Origin of the sequence: Microbacterium sp. SORGH_AS_0421, from assembly GCF_030818635.1 — a bacterium.
Lineage (GTDB): Bacteria > Actinomycetota > Actinomycetes > Actinomycetales > Microbacteriaceae > Microbacterium.
Window position 1 is genome coordinate 1,825,842 of sequence record NZ_JAUTAO010000001.1, and the last position, 15,971, is coordinate 1,841,812.

12 protein-coding genes are annotated in these 15,971 nt (G+C 70.3%); 9 read left to right on the forward strand and 3 right to left on the reverse strand.

Annotation, left to right across the window (positions count from 1 at the left end):
- Nucleotides 1-36 precede the first annotated feature (36 nt).
- The 3 genes from QE416_RS08740 to purH all read left to right on the forward strand — a co-directional run bounded on the left by QE416_RS08740 (nucleotide 37) and on the right by purH (nucleotide 4,055).
- A complete protein-coding gene (locus tag QE416_RS08740; RefSeq protein WP_307315345.1) occupies nucleotides 37-1,638 on the forward strand; it encodes a DUF6350 family protein in 1,602 nt (533 codons plus the stop codon).
- A gap of 141 nt (nucleotides 1,639-1,779) precedes the next feature.
- On the forward strand, nucleotides 1,780-2,379 hold the full coding sequence (gene purN, locus QE416_RS08745; RefSeq protein WP_307315347.1) for a phosphoribosylglycinamide formyltransferase: 600 nt from the start codon (nucleotides 1,780-1,782) through the stop codon (nucleotides 2,377-2,379).
- A 65-nt stretch (nucleotides 2,380-2,444) separates the two neighbouring features.
- The gene (gene purH / locus QE416_RS08750; RefSeq protein WP_307315349.1) at nucleotides 2,445-4,055 is read left to right on the forward strand and encodes a bifunctional phosphoribosylaminoimidazolecarboxamide formyltransferase/IMP cyclohydrolase; all 1,611 of its coding nucleotides are present in this window, start codon (nucleotides 2,445-2,447) and stop codon (nucleotides 4,053-4,055) included.
- A 302-nt stretch (nucleotides 4,056-4,357) separates the two neighbouring features.
- Here the strand turns inward: purH and QE416_RS08755 are convergent, their stop codons facing one another.
- Both QE416_RS08755 and QE416_RS08760 read right to left on the reverse strand, forming a co-directional pair.
- Nucleotides 4,358-4,879: a DUF1697 domain-containing protein gene (locus QE416_RS08755; RefSeq protein WP_267786273.1), complete on the reverse strand. Its 522-nt coding sequence runs from the start codon at nucleotides 4,877-4,879 to the stop codon at nucleotides 4,358-4,360.
- A gap of 185 nt (nucleotides 4,880-5,064) precedes the next feature.
- Nucleotides 5,065-6,492, reverse strand: a complete 1,428-nt coding sequence (locus tag QE416_RS08760; RefSeq protein ID WP_307315353.1) for an NAD(P)/FAD-dependent oxidoreductase — start codon at nucleotides 6,490-6,492, stop codon at nucleotides 5,065-5,067.
- Between the two features lie 144 nt (nucleotides 6,493-6,636).
- On the opposite strand from QE416_RS08760, the gene QE416_RS08765 reads away from it, so the two are divergent.
- From QE416_RS08765 to QE416_RS08780, 4 genes are all read left to right on the forward strand, one after another.
- Nucleotides 6,637-8,244, forward strand: a complete 1,608-nt coding sequence (locus tag QE416_RS08765; protein ID WP_307315355.1) for an AlkA N-terminal domain-containing protein — start codon at nucleotides 6,637-6,639, stop codon at nucleotides 8,242-8,244.
- Entirely contained in the window at nucleotides 8,241-8,738 is a 498-nt protein-coding gene (locus QE416_RS08770) for a methylated-DNA--[protein]-cysteine S-methyltransferase (protein ID WP_307315356.1), read from the forward strand. The genes QE416_RS08765 and QE416_RS08770 overlap by 4 nt, the downstream gene beginning before the upstream one ends.
- Nucleotides 8,739-9,034: 296 nt before the next feature.
- Nucleotides 9,035-10,891: an ABC transporter ATP-binding protein gene (locus QE416_RS08775; protein WP_307315359.1), complete on the forward strand. Its 1,857-nt coding sequence runs from the start codon at nucleotides 9,035-9,037 to the stop codon at nucleotides 10,889-10,891.
- Nucleotides 10,888-12,705, forward strand: a complete 1,818-nt coding sequence (locus QE416_RS08780; RefSeq protein WP_307315361.1) for an ABC transporter ATP-binding protein — start codon at nucleotides 10,888-10,890, stop codon at nucleotides 12,703-12,705. The genes QE416_RS08775 and QE416_RS08780 overlap by 4 nt, the downstream gene beginning before the upstream one ends.
- Nucleotides 12,706-12,943: 238 nt before the next feature.
- Here QE416_RS08780 and QE416_RS08785 read toward each other — a convergent pair whose 3' ends face one another.
- Nucleotides 12,944-13,396: an N-acetyltransferase gene (locus QE416_RS08785; protein ID WP_307315362.1), complete on the reverse strand. Its 453-nt coding sequence runs from the start codon at nucleotides 13,394-13,396 to the stop codon at nucleotides 12,944-12,946.
- A gap of 95 nt (nucleotides 13,397-13,491) precedes the next feature.
- Here QE416_RS08785 and QE416_RS08790 point away from each other — a divergent pair, with 95 nt between their 5' ends.
- The gene (locus tag QE416_RS08790; RefSeq protein WP_307315364.1) at nucleotides 13,492-13,626 is read left to right on the forward strand and encodes a hypothetical protein; all 135 of its coding nucleotides are present in this window, start codon (nucleotides 13,492-13,494) and stop codon (nucleotides 13,624-13,626) included.
- 115 nt (nucleotides 13,627-13,741) lie between these two features.
- A complete protein-coding gene (locus QE416_RS08795; protein ID WP_307315367.1) occupies nucleotides 13,742-15,961 on the forward strand; it encodes an NADP-dependent isocitrate dehydrogenase in 2,220 nt (739 codons plus the stop codon).
- Nucleotides 15,962-15,971: the final 10 nt, after the last annotated feature.

The window sequence follows — 15,971 nt, forward strand, 5'->3', positions numbered from 1 at the left end:
CGGGCTGAGGCGGCGCGGGTAGGGTTCCTCTCGCCCATGCATCGCCTCCTCATCGCTCTCCTCGCCGCCCTCGACGCCGTCCTGGCGACCGCCGGTGGCATCGCCGTCGTGCTCGCACCGCTCACGCTGCTGTGGGTGTTCGGCGTCGGCAACCCCGACTGGAGCGCTCTGTGGCCCGCGTCGGCCGCGATTTGGCACCTCGGCCACCTCGTGCCGGTGACCATCACCCTGCCCGACGCCTACCTCGCCGCGACCGGCATCGACCCGACGTTCGCGACTTTCACGCTGTCTCTCGCCCCCCTGGCCTTCGCGGCCTTCACCGGCCTCTTCGCCGCTCGTTCCGGCTCTCGCGCCGCAGAGGCGGGCGCCGGTCTCACCGGGTGGCTCTCGGGCTCGTTGGTCTTCGCGGCTCTCTCGGCGGGCATCGCGCTCACCTCACAGGCTTCGCTCGTGGCATCCGAAACCTGGCTCTCCATCCTGCTGCCGACGCTGATCTTCCTCGTGCCCTCGCTCATCGGCGCCGTCGTGGGCGCCTGGCGCGTGGGCGACGACGGGCCGGTCGATGCCGTGCGCGGATGGATCGAGCGGATGCCGAGCGCCTGGGCGCCCGTTCCCGCGCTCGCGCTGCGGGGACTGGCGATCACCACTCTGGGACTCGTCTCGGTGGGCGCGGTGGTCGTGCTGGCGGGTCTCATCGCCCGCGCTTCGCAGGTGATCGGGCTGTACCAGGCCAGTAACGCCGACGGTATCGGCGCGACCGTCATCGCCCTCGGTCAGCTCTTCTACCTCCCCACGCTCGTGCTCTGGGCCACGTCGTTCGCCGCCGGGCCGGGCTTCGCCCTCGGTGCCGACACCGCGGTCACCCCGGCCGCGACGCAGGTCGGTGCGCTCCCCGGCATCCCGGTGCTGGGCGCGGTGCCCGATTCGACCTCGTCGTGGCTGCTGCTGCTCGTGCTGCTGCCGATCGCCGTGGGCGCGTTGACGGGGTGGATCCTGCGATCCCGGATGCCATCGACCACCGGCCCCGAGCCGCTGGGACCCCGGCTGGTCCTGGCCGTCGCGGTAGCGGCACTCACCGGCGGTATGGGTGCGCTCGCCGCCGTGGTCTCGTCGGGGTCGATCGGTCCCGGCCGCCTCGCCGATACGGGCCCGCAGCCGGGCCCGCTCGCCCTGACGCTCGGCCTCGAGGTGCTGGTGGGGCTCGCGATCCTGCTGCTCAGCCCGCGCTTCGGCGGGTACGAGAGCGACGACCGGTACGAGGAGCGCGACGACCGGGGCTTCTCGTTCTCCGCGCGCGAGCACACGCCCTTCGACCGCGACGAGTACTGGACCGGCCCGACCCCGACCGGCTCGCCCGCCGGCGCGGGCATCTCGCACGACGTCTGGCCGAGCTCGTACCGCGATCCGGATGCCGTGGCGACCGACACCGCGCTGGGGGTACGGGGGAGCGCTCGGGGATCATCCCCTTCTTCAGCGTCGCCCTTGTCTTCGCCGCCCGTCTCTTCGCCGCCCGTCTCCGAGAGCCCCGTGGCGGGCGCGAGCGGGGGCGCACCCGACGAACTCAGCGACGACGAGGTGCGTGCGCGCATCCGCGCCGCCTGGTCGGAGCACGGCGGCGAGCCCGACGACAGGCGCTGACCGTCACGCGATCGGGCCGGCCGACCCGGGGCGTTCGGCCCGGGCCCGACCCGCTCGGCCGGTACGGCCGGCTTCGAGCCGGCGGTCCCCGGCTGCTCTCGAGGGCCCGCGCGCGCGGACGCACCTGCGTAGACTGAGCGCGTGCTCACGGTCGCCGTCCTCATCTCCGGCACCGGCTCGAACCTCCGCGCCCTGCTCGAGGCGGCCTCGGCCCCCGGCTTTCCGGCGCGCGTGATCGCGGTCGGTGCCGATCGCGAGGCCGACGGCTTCGCCCACGCCGAGCACTTCGGCATCCCGACCTTCCTCGTCCCCTTCAGCGCATTCGCGTCGCGAGAGGAGTGGGGCGCCGAACTCGGGGCGCAGCTCGCCGTGTGGAACCCCGACCTCGTCGTGCTCAGCGGCATGATGCGCCTGCTGCCCGCCGACCTCGTCGCCGCGTGGGAGCCCCGCATCATCAACACCCACCCCGCGTACCTGCCCGAGTTCCCCGGCGCACACGGGGTGCGCGACGCGCTCGCCGCGGGCGTCGAGCAGACCGGAGCGAGCGTGATCGTCGTCGACTCCGGCGTCGACACCGGCCCGATCCTCGCGCAGGAGCGCATCCCGGTGCTGCCGGGCGACGACGAGGACTCCCTGCACGAACGCATCAAACCCGTCGAACGACGTCTGCTCATCGACGTCGTGCGCCGTATCGCCGAGGGCGAGCTCGACCTCGCCGCCACGGCATCCCGAACCGCCTGACCCGCCCGACGGGCGTCGGCCCGTCGTGCATCCGAACCCGACTCGAGACACAGGAGCCGAACGCCATGGCCGGACCCCGCCACGACCCCGCTGACTACCGCCCCCGCGACGTCGTCCCGATCCGCCGCGCGCTGGTGTCGGTGAGCGACAAGACCGGTCTGCTCGACCTCGGCGCAGCGCTCGCCGCCGCCGGTGTCGAGATCGTCTCGACCGGGGGCTCGGCGACTCTGCTGCGCGACGCCGGGTACGACGTCACCGACGTCGCGGCCGTCACGGGCTTCCCCGAGTCGCTCGACGGGCGCGTGAAGACCCTGCACCCGAGCGTGCACGCGGGACTGCTCGCCGACCTGCGCCTGGCCTCGCACGAGGCGCAGCTCGAGGAGCTGGAGATCCGCCCCTTCGAGCTCGTGGTCGTCAACCTCTACCCGTTCGTCGAGACCGTGGCATCCGGTGCCCAGGGCGACGACGTGGTGGAGCAGATCGACATCGGCGGCCCCGCCATGGTGCGCGCGTCGGCGAAGAACCACGCGAACGTCGCCATCGTCGTCTCGCCCGAGTCGTACCCCGCCATCATCGACGCGCTGCAGGGTGAGGGTGGCACGACCCTCGCGCAGCGCCGCGAGCTCGCGGCCCGCGCGTTCTCGCACACCGCCGCCTACGACACCGCCGTGTCGACGTGGTTCGCCGAGGGCACCCTCGCCGACGACATCGATCTGCCCGCGCACCTGACGATCCAGGCCGAGCGTCTGTCGACGTTGCGCTACGGCGAGAACTCGCACCAGCGCGCCGCGATCTACACGCGCGTCGGCGGCCACGGCATCGCCCAGGCCACGCAGCTGCAGGGCAAAGAGATGTCGTACAACAACTACGTCGACGCCGACGCGGCGCTGCGCGCCGCTTTCGACATGGTCAAGCCGGCCGTGGCGATCATCAAGCACGCGAACCCCTGCGGCATCGCGGTCGCGGCCCCCAACGCCCTCGACCCGATCGCCTCGGCGCACCTGCGCGCGCACGAGTGCGACCCCGTGTCGGCGTTCGGCGGCGTGATCGCCGCGAACCGCACGGTCACGCTCAAGATGGCAGAGAACCTGCGCGACATCTTCACCGAGGTCGTCATCGCCCCCGATTTCGAGCCCGAGGCGCTCGAGGTGTTCAAGCTCAAGAAGAACCTGCGCGTGCTGCGCCTGCCCGCCGACTGGCAGCAGGAGCGCATGGACGTGCGCCTCGTCTCGGGCGGACTTCTCCTGCAGGACGCGGACCGCTTCCCCGACGACATCGAGTCGGTCGCGAAGGACTGGGAGCTCGTCTCGGGTGAGCGTCCCGCGGACGAAGACATGGAGAGCCTCATCTTCGCCTGGAAGTCGTGCCGCGCGGTGAAGTCGAACGCGATCGTGCTCGCCCAGGGGTCGGCCACCGTCGGCATCGGCATGGGCCAGGTCAACCGCGTCGACTCGTGCCGCCTCGCGGTGGAGCGCGCCGGTGACCGTGCGCGCGGCTCCATCGCGGCATCCGATGCGTTCTTCCCCTTCGCCGACGGCCCCCAGGTGCTGATCGACGCGGGCATCTCGGCCATCATCCAGCCCGGCGGTTCGGTTCGGGATGCCGAGGTCATCGACGCCGCGCGCGCCGCCGGTGTAACCATGTTCTTCACCGGGGAGCGCCACTTCTTCCACTGAGACCGCTTGGTGCGTTCGACGCCGTCGCAGCTTCGGCTGCGGCGGCGTCGTCGCGTGTGCGGGGGGCGGGGCGGGTGTCGGTGCGTGTGCGGGGTAGAAACGCGGTGCGCGCGCAGAAACGTGTGGTGCTCGTGTTTCTGCGTGCGCATGGCGTTTATGCGTGGTCGAGGTTGCGCGGTGTGCGCTGTGGGGCGCGTTTCGCGGCGGTGGTGGACGTCATTCGCCGAACGGCGGAGTGCGCCCCGAACGGCGGAGTGCGCCCCGAGCGGGGCTCGCGCCTGCGGTCGGGTGCGCGGCCGCGGTCAGGCGCTCAGTGCGACGAGCTTGGCCACCGTGTTCGCGTTGCGCGCGGTGCCCGTCACACCGAGGCGTTTCTCGAACCAGGCTGCCTGCAGCTTCGAGCCGCCGATTCCTTCGGGATACCGCACGAACACCTCGCGACCATCCAGCAACGCCTCTTCGGGGTAATCCGCCGGGACGACGATCTTTTTCTCCGGGGCCGGAGGTTCCGCGAGGAACACGGTCTGAACCCACCGACCTTCGGCCGCGCCGGCGAACGGATTCCGGGCGTGCGCATCCGCGAGTTCGGCGTGGGTGCGCGCGATGACCGGGAGGTCGAAGCCGAACGCCGTGCGCACGGCACCGCGGATCACGCCCGCAATCTCGCCGGGGGAGCGCCCGCCGTCGTCGAGCACGATGTTGCCGGCGACTTGCAGCGTTTCGACCTCACCCAGACCCTCGGATGCCAACACCTCACGCAGCGCGGGCATCTTCAGTGCCGTCGGTCCGCCGACGCCGCGAAGGAGGGCGACGATGCGGGGCATGAGGCGACCTTACGCCGTGCGGGCGCGGGCGTGGAGGACGAAACCGCCGCCAACAACACCGCGCCGAGTGGGACACCGTGACGCAGCGAGCCCGTTTCGTTCGCGCGCTTCTCGGCGCACGGTGGAGTCTCGCTTCGAGCGGGGGCGGGGCCGAGCGTTTCTCGGCGCTCGCGCGGGCCCCGGTCTCAGGCGGAGTCGCGCCCGAGCGTCTCGAGCAGGCGCAACCAGACCTCGCTGACGGTCGGGTACGAGGGAACCGCGTGCCACAGACGCTTCACCGGCACCTCGCCGACGATCGCAACCGTGGCGGAGTGCAGCAGTTCGGCGATATCGGGCCCGACGAAGGTGGCGCCGATGAGAACACCCCGGTCGAGATCGACGATCGCACGGGCCTTGCCGACGTAGGCGTCGGACTGCTCGCTCGACCCGGCGATGCTTGCGAGGTCGTAGTCGAGCACCTTCACGTTCAGGCCCTTCTGCTCCGCTTTCTGTGCGGTGAGACCGACGGATGCCACCTCGGGGTCGGTGAACGTCACCTGGGGGACCGCGTCGTGGTCGGCGGTGGCGACGTGCGCGCCCCAGGGAGCGTCGTCGACCTCGTCGCCTTTCGCCCGAGCGGCGATCACGTCGCCCGCAGCCCGGGCCTGGTACTTGCCCTGATGGGTGAGCAGGGCGCGGTGGTTGACGTCGCCTACGGCGTAGAGCCAGTCGAAACCGCGGACGAGGAGGGTGTCGTCGACGTCGAGCCAGGTGTCGGCGTCGAGGCCCACGGCATCCAGACCGAGATCGCCGGTGCGCGGAGTACGACCGACGGCGACGAGAACCTCGTCGGCGGTGACGGTGGTGCCGTCGGACAGCTCGAGCACCGCGCGCCCGTCGTCGTCGCGGCGGGCGGACGTGGCATCCGCTCCCTCTTTGATCGTGACGCCGCGGTCGCGGAGCGAGGATGCGACGAGCTCGCCGGCGAACGGCTCGTTGCCCCCGAGAAGGCCCGAGCGGGCGATGAGGGTGACGGTGGTGCCGAGGCTCTGGAACGCGGTTGCCATTTCGGCGCCCACGACGCCGCCGCCGATGATCGCGAGAGAACCGGGGACTCGCTGCACGGCGGTGGCCTCGCGGCTGGTCCACGGCGCGATGTCGGCGAGACCCGGGATATCGGGGAGGAGTGCAGCGGAGCCGGTGCAGACGGCGACCGCATGCCGGGCGAGGAGGTCGGTCGTCGCGCCGTCTTTGGCGGTGACGCGTACGCGCTTCTCGCCGGTCAGGCGGCCGTGGCCGCGCACGAGGTCGATGCCCGCGCCCTGCAGCCACTCGACCTGACCGGAGTCGTTGTAGTCGCTGGTCATGGTGTCGCGACGGCGGAGCACCGCGTCGACATCGAGGTCGCCGGTGACGGCCTGCTTCGCGCCGTCGACGTCGCGGGCGGCGCGCAGGGCTGCGGCGCTGCGCAGGAGAGCCTTCGAGGGCATGCACGCCCAGTACGAGCACTCGCCGCCGACGAGCTCGGATTCGACGATGGCGGCGGTGAGACCGGCCTGCACGGCGCGGTCGGCCACGTTCTCGCCGACGGGGCCGGCGCCGATGACGATGAGGTCGTATTCGCGTTCGCTCATGTTCCTCACGCTACCCACGACCTCCGACATCGCACGGGGGTTGCGCCCAGGCCCGACGACCGGGAGGGGACGGTCGAGCCGGCCCGTACGGCCGTGTCCGATTTCCGCCAGTCGATGTCGGAGGTCGATGGCAGGGTGGATGCCATGACCACTTCCGTCTCCGAGCCCGCGGGCTTCGCCGAGCGCTATCGCGTGATCCAGTCGCGCGACCGCCGCTTCGACGGGCAGTTCGTCACGGCGGTGCGTTCGACGCGCATCTATTGCCGTCCGAGTTGCCCTGCGCGCACGCCGAAGGAAGAGAACGTCACCTTCTACGCCACCTCCGCCGCGGCGCACGAGGCGGGCTATCGCGCCTGCAAGAGGTGTCTGCCCGAGGCCGCTCCCGGCTCTCCCCTGTGGGACGTCCGCCAAGACGTGGCCGCGCGGGCCATGCGCCTCATCGCCGACGGCGTCGTCGACCGCGAGGGGGTTCCGGGGCTCGCGCGGCGCCTCGGCTATTCGTCGCGGCACCTCACCCGGCTCCTCACCGCCGAGCTCGGGGCCGGGCCTCTCGCGCTCGCCCGCGCGCAGCGCGCGCACACCGCACGGGCGTTGCTGGTGGGGACCGACCTCCCCTCGGCCGACGTGGCGTTCTCCTCCGGGTTCTCGAGCATCCGTCAGTTCACCGAGACCATCGGCGAGGTGTTCGGGATGCCGCCGCGCGATCTCCGTGCGCGACGCTCCCACACCTCGGGGGTTGAAGCCGCGGCGGGCGAGATCGACCTCGCCCTGCCGGTGCGAGGGCCGATCGACACCGTCGGCCTTTTCGGGTGGATGAGGGCTCATGCGATTCCGGGCGTCGAGGAGGGCGGCGACCGCTCGTTCGCGCGTGTCGCTCGCCTCCCGGGCGGCCCGGCGTGGTTCGAGGTGCGCCTCGCCGACGACGGTCGGCTCCGATTGCGCGCGCGGTTGTCGGCCTTGGCCGACCTCGGCACGCTCATCGCCCGCGTTCGCCGACTGTTCGATCTCGACGCCGATCCCCTCGCGATCGACGAGGCTCTCGCCCGGCATCCCGAGCTCGCCCCCGCCGTGGCGGCGATCCCCGGTGTGCGGGTTCCCGGTGCGGTCGACGCCCACGAGATGCTGTTGCGGGCCATGATCGGGCAGCAGATCAGCGTGGCGTCGGCCCGGACCATGCAGGGCCGGCTGACGGCCGAACTCGGCGAACCCACCGCCATCGGCCCGAGGCCGCTCGCTCTCTTCCCCACGCCGGCGGTGATCGCCGGGCACGGGCTCGAGGTCCTTCGCGGGCCCGCGGCGCGCATGCGGGCCATCGTCGAGGCGGCGGCAGCGCTGGCCGACGGCCGCCTCGAGCTCGGCGCCGGCGACGACGGCGCGGAGCAGCGCGAGCGGCTGCTGGCGATGCGAGGGATCGGCCCGTGGACAGCCGATTACGTGCGCATGCGCGTGCTTGGCGATCCCGATGTCCTGCTTCCCGGCGACGTCGCGGCCCGCGCCGGTGCGGCAGCCCTCGGGCTCCCCTCCGATCCGGCGGGCTTCACCGCGTGGTCGGAGCGATCTGCGCCCTGGCGCAGCTACGCGATGGCGCACTACTGGTATGCCGCTCCGGTGACCCAGTCCTGGCGCGCACCGGCCGAGACGGCGGCCGCAGTCGCGGCGTCCCCCACCCGTCGGCGAGCCTCGGGCATGCGCGCCGACGTCGTCCTGACCCCCTCACCCGATTCCGTCACAGAGAGCGAGAACCCCGCATGACCGCCGCCACCCTCCAGTTCGTCGATACCCCCGACGGTGCGTTCGCGATCCTTGCCGATGAGGCCGACCGGGTGATCGTGTCGGGGTGGACCGATGACACCGACGCCGTTCTCGCGCGGCTCCGACCGGATCAGCGTCCAGCCGACGTCCGTCGGGGCACGACGACGGCCGCTGATGCTGTTCGTGCGTACTACGCGGGCGATATCGGTGCGATCGACTCCGTCGTCGTCTCTCAGCGGGGGACGCGCCTGCAACTGGCCGGGTGGGAGGCGCTGCGCGCCATCACCCCCGGGACGCCCCTCACCTACACGGGCTTCGCCACAGCGCTCGGGTCTCCGACGGCTGTGCGGGCGGCCGCGTCCATCTGCGCGCGGAACGCGGTAGCGCTCTTCGTTCCCTGTCATCGCGTCCTGCGCGCGGATGGATCCATGGGGGGTTTCGCATGGGGAACGCGAGTGAAGCAGAGTCTGCTGTCGCGCGAATCGGCGACCTGACCGGCGGGAATTGGGGAAGAGACTCTTGCTTCCAGCGTTCTCTCAGACATATTCTGGAGGGCTGCCGTCCCCCCGCGGAAGCTTCATCGAACAAGGAGGATGCCATGGACCAGACCGACGCCTTCGTCGCCCCGGCCGTCGTCGCGCCCTCCGCCGTCTCACGACCCGGCCGACGCCTCTAGGGCTCCGCGTTCGCGTTTCGACGCACCGCTTCGCCCCGACTGACGATTTTCGTCGCGCCTCCGGCACCCCTTTCTGCGCCCGATCCCGGCGCCCGCTTCGACCCCACGAGGATCATGACTCCCTCCGCTCATCCGCCCCGTCTTTCGACGCCGCGCGCGCTCGCGCGGCTTCTGCCCATCGCGCGCCCGGTACTCCCGCGCCTCATCGCCGGTGCCGTCACCGCGCTCATCGCCAGCCTTCTGGCGCTCGCCATCCCCCTGGTGCTCGAGCAGATCGTCGCCGGCCCCATCGCCTCCCTCGACCCCACCGCCCTGGTGTGGGGTTCCCTCGCCGTGCTCGGTCTCGGCCTCGCCGAAGCCGCGATGGTGTGGCTGCGGCGCTGGTTCGTCCTCGCGCCCGCAACCAAGGTCGAGTACGACCTGCGCCAGTCGTTCTACTCGCGCCTGCAGCGCCTGCCGGTCGCCTTCCACGACCGGTGGCAGTCCGGCCAGCTGCTCTCGCGCATGATGCAGGACATCAGCATGCTCCGTCGTTGGCTGGCCTTCGGCGTCATCCTGCTCGTCGTCAACATGCTCACGATCGCCATCGGCGCCGTACTGCTGTTCCGCTGGCACTGGGTGCTCGGCGCGCTCTTCCTCGTCACCTCCGCCCCGGTGATCTACGTCGGGTTCCGGTTCGAGAAGCGCTATGGCGCGCTCACGCGGCAGAGCCAGGACCAGGCGGGCGACCTCGCCACCTCCGTGGAAGAGAGCGTTCACGGCATCCGCGTCCTCAAGGCCTTCGGCCGCGGCGCACATGCCCTGAAGAAGTTCACCCGTCAGGCAGAGTCGCTGCGCGAGACCGAGATCGACAAGGCCCGCGCGGTCGGGTGGATCTGGTTCTGGCTTGTGCTGCTTCCCGACATCGCCTTCGCGGTCTGCCTGGGCGCCGGAATCGTGCTGACCCAGCTGGGGCAGCTGCAGGTGCCCGAACTCGTCGCGTTCTTCGCTATGGCGACCGTGCTGCGCTGGCCGATGGAATCGATCGGCTTTCTCTTCTCTTTCCTGCTCGACGCGCGGACGGCGACCGATCGCATCTTCGAGGTGTTCGACGAGCAGAACACGATCGTCGACCCTGAGAACCCGCGCACCATCGCGCAGCCTCGCGGAGAGCTGGCGTTCGAGAGCGCCCACTTCCGTTACCAGGATGCCGCGGACACGGAGCGCGACCTGCTCGACGGCGTCGACCTGGTGCTGCACCCGGGCGAGACCATGGCCCTCGTCGGTCTGACCGGCTCGGGCAAGACCACGCTCACGACGCTTCCCGGCCGCCTCTACGACGTCACCGGCGGTCGCGTGCTGATCGACGGTGTCGATGTGCGCGATCTCACCCTCGCGGAGCTGCGCCGGCACGTGGGCATGGCATTCGAAGACGCCACGCTGTTCTCGCAGACCGTGCGCGACAACGTGCTGCTTGGTAGGGAGGACCTCACGTCTGGGTCCGACGAGGCCGAAGAGATCCTGCGCGAGGCGCTGCAGGTGGCCCAGGCCCACTTCGTGTACGACCTGCCCGACGGCCTCGACACCGTCATCGGGGAGGAAGGGCTCAGCCTCTCCGGTGGCCAGCGTCAGCGTCTCGCCCTTGCGCGTGCCGTCGCCGCCCGCCCGGCCGTGCTCGTTCTCGACGACCCTCTCTCGGCGCTCGACGTCGACACCGAGGCGCTCGTCGAGGATGCCCTTCGCGAGGTGCTCAGCGAGACGACCGCCCTGATCGTGGCCCACCGGCCCTCGACGGTCACCCTCGCCGACCGCGTCGCCCTTCTGGAGGAGGGGCGTATCACCGCAGTCGGCACGCACTCCGACCTGCTCCGGCAGAGCGATCACTACCGCTACGTGATCTCGAGCCTCGAAGAGGCTGAGCGCGAAGCGCGAACGGGGGCGATCCCCGTCATCGACGATGATTCCTTCGCCGGAAAGGAGGCGACCCGATGAGCACCGCCACCGTCTCCGGGACCAGCGGCGAGGACCGCTCCGACTACACGCGCGACGAGAGCCGCTCCATCCGCCAGCGTTCGCTGCGCCTTCTCGGTTCGCTCGTCTCGCCCCTGCGCTGGCAGCTCGTCCTCGCCGGCGCCGTGCTCGTCGTATCGACGGCGCTCCGCGTCGCCGGTCCCGCCCTCATCGCGTTCGGCATCGACAACGCCCTGCCGGCCGTCATCGAGCGATCGGATTGGATGCCGACCATCGGCGTCGTCGGCGTGTACCTGCTCGCGGGGATCGGCGGCGCCGTCCTGATCGGGTGGTACGTCGTCGTCGCTGCGCGTCTGACGCAGGCCGTCATGCTCGACCTCCGCAAGCGCATCTTCCTGCACACGCAGAAGCTCAGCCTCGAGTTCCACGAGTCGTACACGTCGGGCCGCATCATCTCGCGTCAGACGAGTGATCTCGACACCATCCGCGAGCTGCTCGACGGCGGTCTGAACGAGCTGGTCTCGGGTGTCCTCTACGGACTTTTCACCCTCGGCGCTCTGTTCCTCATCGACTGGCAGTCGGGCCTGATCCTGACCGTCATGGGCATCCCGATGTACCTGCTCATGCGGTGGTTCTACTCGCGCTCGCAGGTCATCTACCGTGAGTCGCGCGTCATCAGCGCGCAGGTGATCGTGAAGTTCGTCGAGTCCATGACCGGCATCCGCGCCGTCAAGGCGTTCCGAAAAGAACCCCGTAACGACCAGGAGTTCGGCAAGCTCGCGGCCGACTATCGCGACGTCAACATGCGCTCCATCAGACTCTTCGGAACGTTCGAGCCGGGCATCATGGCGGTGGCGGCGGTCTCGGTGGCGGTCGTGCTGCTGTGGGGCGGTGGACGAGTGATCGCGGGGCCGCTCGAGATCGGTGTGCTCACGGCGGCGGTCCTCTACGTGCGCAACTTCTTCTCGCCGCTGCAGGAGGTCGCGTTCTTCCTGAACTCCTATCAGTCCGCCACGGCGGCGCTCGAGAAGGTGTCGGGCGTACTCGAGGAGGAGCCGACGGTTCCCGACCCGATCGACCCCGTAGACCTGTGGAGTGCCCGCGGGCACGTCCGCTTCGACGAGGTCACCTTCGGTTACACCGAGGGCCGCGTCATCCTGCCGGAGTTCACGCTCGACATCCCCGCGGGGCAGACGATCGCCCTGGTCGGGACCACCGGCGCCGGCAAGACGACGCTCGCCAAGCTCATCTCGCGCTTCTACGACCCGACGAAGGGTTCGGTGACCCTCGATGACGTCGACCTGCGTCGCCTGCACCCGAAGGATCTCCGCCGAGCGATCGTGATGGTCACACAGGAGGCGTACCTGTTCAGCGGGACGGTCGCTGACAACATCGCGCTCGGCAAGCCCGACGCCACGATGGACGAGATCCGCGCCGCCGCCCGCGCTGTGGGCGCCGACGCCTTCATCTCGAAGCTGCCCGACGGTTATGACACCGACGTGAACAAGCGCGGTGGCCGCGTCTCGGCGGGTCAGCGTCAGCTGATCTCGTTCGCGCGCGCGTTCCTCGCCGACCCGGCCGTGCTGATCCTCGACGAGGCCACCGCCTCGCTCGACATCCCCAGCGAGCGTCAGATCCAGAACGCCCTGCAGACGCTTCTCGCTGACCGCACGGCCATCATCATCGCTCATCGCCTGTCCACGGTGGCGATCGCCGACCGCGTCCTGGTCATGGAGCACGGCCGCATCATCGAGGACGACACTCCCAACGCCCTCATCGCCGGCACGGGCAAGTTCGCCCAGCTTCACGCGGCATGGCGGGAGTCTCTGGTCTGACTCCGCACACCGGATGCCACGTTCCCTCGGGGGCGTGGCATCCGGTGCTTCTGCCGTCTGTTCCGTCGGCTGAGCCGGCGATTCAGACGTGCTGACCGTGAGCGGAGAACCGCGCCGACATCCGATGCCGCGTCCCCGCCGATCCGATCGCGGTGCGATTCTCCGGTTCTGCGTGCCACCACCGGGGTCGCTCGCGCGGCAAGGGTGGCGCCGCGCACAAAAGCGGGTGCGACCGCCGTCAGACGTTCACGCGGGCGACGATCTCGCCGTACTCCGTCTCGCCGACGGGCTCGAAGCCCACGCGCTGGAAGAAAGCCTCGGGTCCGCCGACACCGGGCTCGTAGATGACGTCGACGTGACCCATTCCGCGACCGCGGGCCTCTTCGAGCACGGCGGCGATGGCGAAGCTGCCGACGCCGCGGCCCTGCTCGTCGGCGTCGACGTTGATGCGCCACAGCACGGAGCGGAAGTGCTCCTCGGGTGCTTCGGGGTCGAAGTTGGCGCTGACGAAGCCCACGACCTCGTCGGCGTCGAGCACGACGCGCTGCCACGAGGTCTGCGGGTTGCTGACGGTCGCGGCGATGCCGTAGCTGACCGGAGCGAGGAACTGCTCCTGCCCGGGCTTGAGCGAGAGGGTGTTCACCGCCACGATCGTGGCGGCGGACAGTTCGACGAGACGCAGGTCAGCCATGGGCCCAGGCTAGCGCGCCGCCACCGCGCCCCCAAGAGCTCATGCCCCCGCATGCGTCGAGGGAGCCTCCTGCCCCCTCGCTGCGCCCGCGGGAAGTGGACGCCGCGATCGACGCCCTCGTCGCCGGCGGTATCCGCGTCGACGGGCCCGGATGGATGCGCGTTGCGGATCTCACCCGTGACACCCTGGCGCACCCGAAGACCGCTCGAGAACACGGCATCCGCGCCTGAGATGCGGCTTCCCGCGGGGTGGGGATCATCCGTGAACTATCTCGATATCAAGAGACTTTGCCCACGTGCGATAGGCTGAAACACAACCCTGGCCGCCTCTACGGAGAGATCTGACGTGCCCGATTCCACCATCATCTACACGTACACCGACGAGGCGCCGGCACTTGCCACCGCGTCGTTCCTGCCCATCGTGCAGGCCGTCACGAAGCAGGCGGGTGTCGACGTCGAGACCCGCGACATCTCGCTCGCCGGCCGCATCCTCGCGGCCTTCCCGCAGCGTCTGACCCCCGAGCAGCAGGTCGGCGACGCTCTCGCCGAGCTCGGCGGACTCGCCACGCTCCCCGAGGCGAACATCATCAAGCTGCCGAACATCTCGGCATCCATTCCTCAGCTCAAGGCCGCGATCGCCGAGCTCCAGTCCCAGGGCTACGACATCCCGGACTACCCGGACGAGGCCTCGAGCGTCGAAGACAAGGACGTGCGGGCCCGTTACGACCGCATCAAGGGTTCGGCCGTGAACCCCGTGCTGCGCGAGGGCAACAGCGACCGCCGCGCCCCCCTCGCGGTGAAGAACTACGCGAAGAAGCACCCGCACCGCAACAAGGCGTTCGGTGAGGGTTCGAAGACGCGCGTCGCGACCCTCGGTCACGACGACTTCCGCTCGAACGAGAAGTCGGTCGTCCTGGCTGACGATGACGTGCTCACGATCCAGCACGTGGCGGCCGACGGCGCCACCAAGACGCTCAAAGAGGGCCTGAAGGTCCTCCAGGGCGAGATCGTGGATGCCACCTTCCTCTCGGCCGCGGCCCTCGACGCTTTCCTCGCCGACACGTTGGCCGAAGCGAAGTCCGACGACGTGCTCTACTCCGTGCACCTCAAGGCCACGATGATGAAGGTCAGCGACCCGATCATCTTCGGTCACGTCGTCAAGGCGTTCTTCGCCGACGTGTTCGACCGCCACGGCGATGCTCTCGCCGCCGCGGGCCTCACCCCCAATGACGGTCTCGGCTCGATCCTCTCGGGTCTGTCGAACGTCGAGGGCGGCGACGCCATCGCCTCCGAGATCCGCGATGCGCTGGCATCCGGCCCCCGCCTGTCGTACGTCAACAGCGACAAGGGCATCACCAACCTGCACGTGCCGAGCGACGTGATCGTCGACGCCTCCATGCCGGCGCTGATCCGCAACGGCGGCAAGCTGTGGGGCGCCGACGGGGGAGAGGACGACACCCTCGCCGTCATCCCCGACTCCTCGTACGCCGGGGTGTACCAGGCGACGATCGAGGACGTCATCGCCAACGGCCCGCTGGATCCGGCCACCATCGGGTCGGTTCCGAACGTCGGCCTCATGGCCCAGGCGGCCGAGGAGTACGGCAGCCACGACAAGACGTTCGAGATCCCCGCGCCCGGTCGCGTGCAGGTCGTCGCCTCGAACGGCGACGTGCTGCTCGAGCACGAGGTGAACACCGGTGACATCTGGCGCGCGACCCAGACCAAAGACGTCGCCGTCCGCGACTGGGTGAAGCTCGCCGTCACCCGCGCGCGCGCGACCGGGGTTCCGGCCGTGTTCTGGCTCGACGAGACCCGCGCGCACGACCGCAACCTCATCGCCAAGGTCAACGAGTACCTCGCCGACCACGACACCGAGGGCCTCACGATCGAGATCCTCGCCCCCGCTGCGGCCACGACGTACTCGCTCGAGCGCATCCGCCGCGGCGAGGACACGATCTCGGTCACCGGCAACGTGCTGCGCGACTACCTGACCGACCTGTTCCCGATCCTCGAGGTGGGCACGAGCGCCAAGATGCTCTCGATCGTCCCGCTGCTCGCGGGCGGCGGCCTGTTCGAGACCGGTGCGGGCGGTTCGGCCCCGAAGCACGTGCAGCAGCTCGTGCAAGAGGACTACCTCCGCTGGGACTCGCTGGGCGAGTTCTTCGCACTCGCGGCCTCGCTCGAACACCTCGCCGACACGACGGGCAACGAGCGCGCGCGCGTGCTCGCGCAGACGCTGGACGCGGCGACCGGCACGTTCCTCGAGAACGACAAGTCGCCCGGCCGTGCCCTCGGCACGATCGACAACCGCGGAAGCCACTTCTACCTCGCCCTGTACTGGGCGCAGGAGCTGGCGAAGCAGTCGACGGACGCCGCCCTCGCCGAGGTCTTCGCCCCGGTCGCCGAGAAGCTGGAAGCCTCGGAGCAGACGATCGTCGCCGAGCTGAAGGCCGTCCAGGGACACCACGCCGAGATCGGCGGGTACTACCGCCCGAACACGGAGCTCGTCGAGAAGGTCATGCGCCCCTCGGCCACGCTGAACGCGGTGGTCGACGCCCTGCGCTGAGCCGGAACGC

Excerpts from the sequence above, each read along its gene's own strand:
- purH (WP_307315349.1), top strand. The coding sequence starts at position 2,445 with ATGGCCGGACCCCGCCACGACCCCGCTGACTACCGCCCCCGCGACGTC.
- QE416_RS08780 (WP_307315361.1), top strand. The coding sequence starts at position 10,888 with ATGAGCACCGCCACCGTCTCCGGGACCAGCGGCGAGGACCGCTCCGAC.
- QE416_RS08765 (WP_307315355.1), top strand. The coding sequence starts at position 6,637 with ATGACCACTTCCGTCTCCGAGCCCGCGGGCTTCGCCGAGCGCTATCGC.
- QE416_RS08755 (WP_267786273.1), bottom strand. The coding sequence starts at position 4,879 with ATGCCCCGCATCGTCGCCCTCCTTCGCGGCGTCGGCGGACCGACGGCA.
- QE416_RS08785 (WP_307315362.1), bottom strand. The coding sequence starts at position 13,396 with ATGGCTGACCTGCGTCTCGTCGAACTGTCCGCCGCCACGATCGTGGCG.
- QE416_RS08775 (WP_307315359.1), top strand. The coding sequence starts at position 9,035 with ATGACTCCCTCCGCTCATCCGCCCCGTCTTTCGACGCCGCGCGCGCTC.
- QE416_RS08760 (WP_307315353.1), bottom strand. The coding sequence starts at position 6,492 with ATGAGCGAACGCGAATACGACCTCATCGTCATCGGCGCCGGCCCCGTC.
- QE416_RS08740 (WP_307315345.1), top strand. The coding sequence starts at position 37 with ATGCATCGCCTCCTCATCGCTCTCCTCGCCGCCCTCGACGCCGTCCTG.
- QE416_RS08770 (WP_307315356.1), top strand. The coding sequence starts at position 8,241 with ATGACCGCCGCCACCCTCCAGTTCGTCGATACCCCCGACGGTGCGTTC.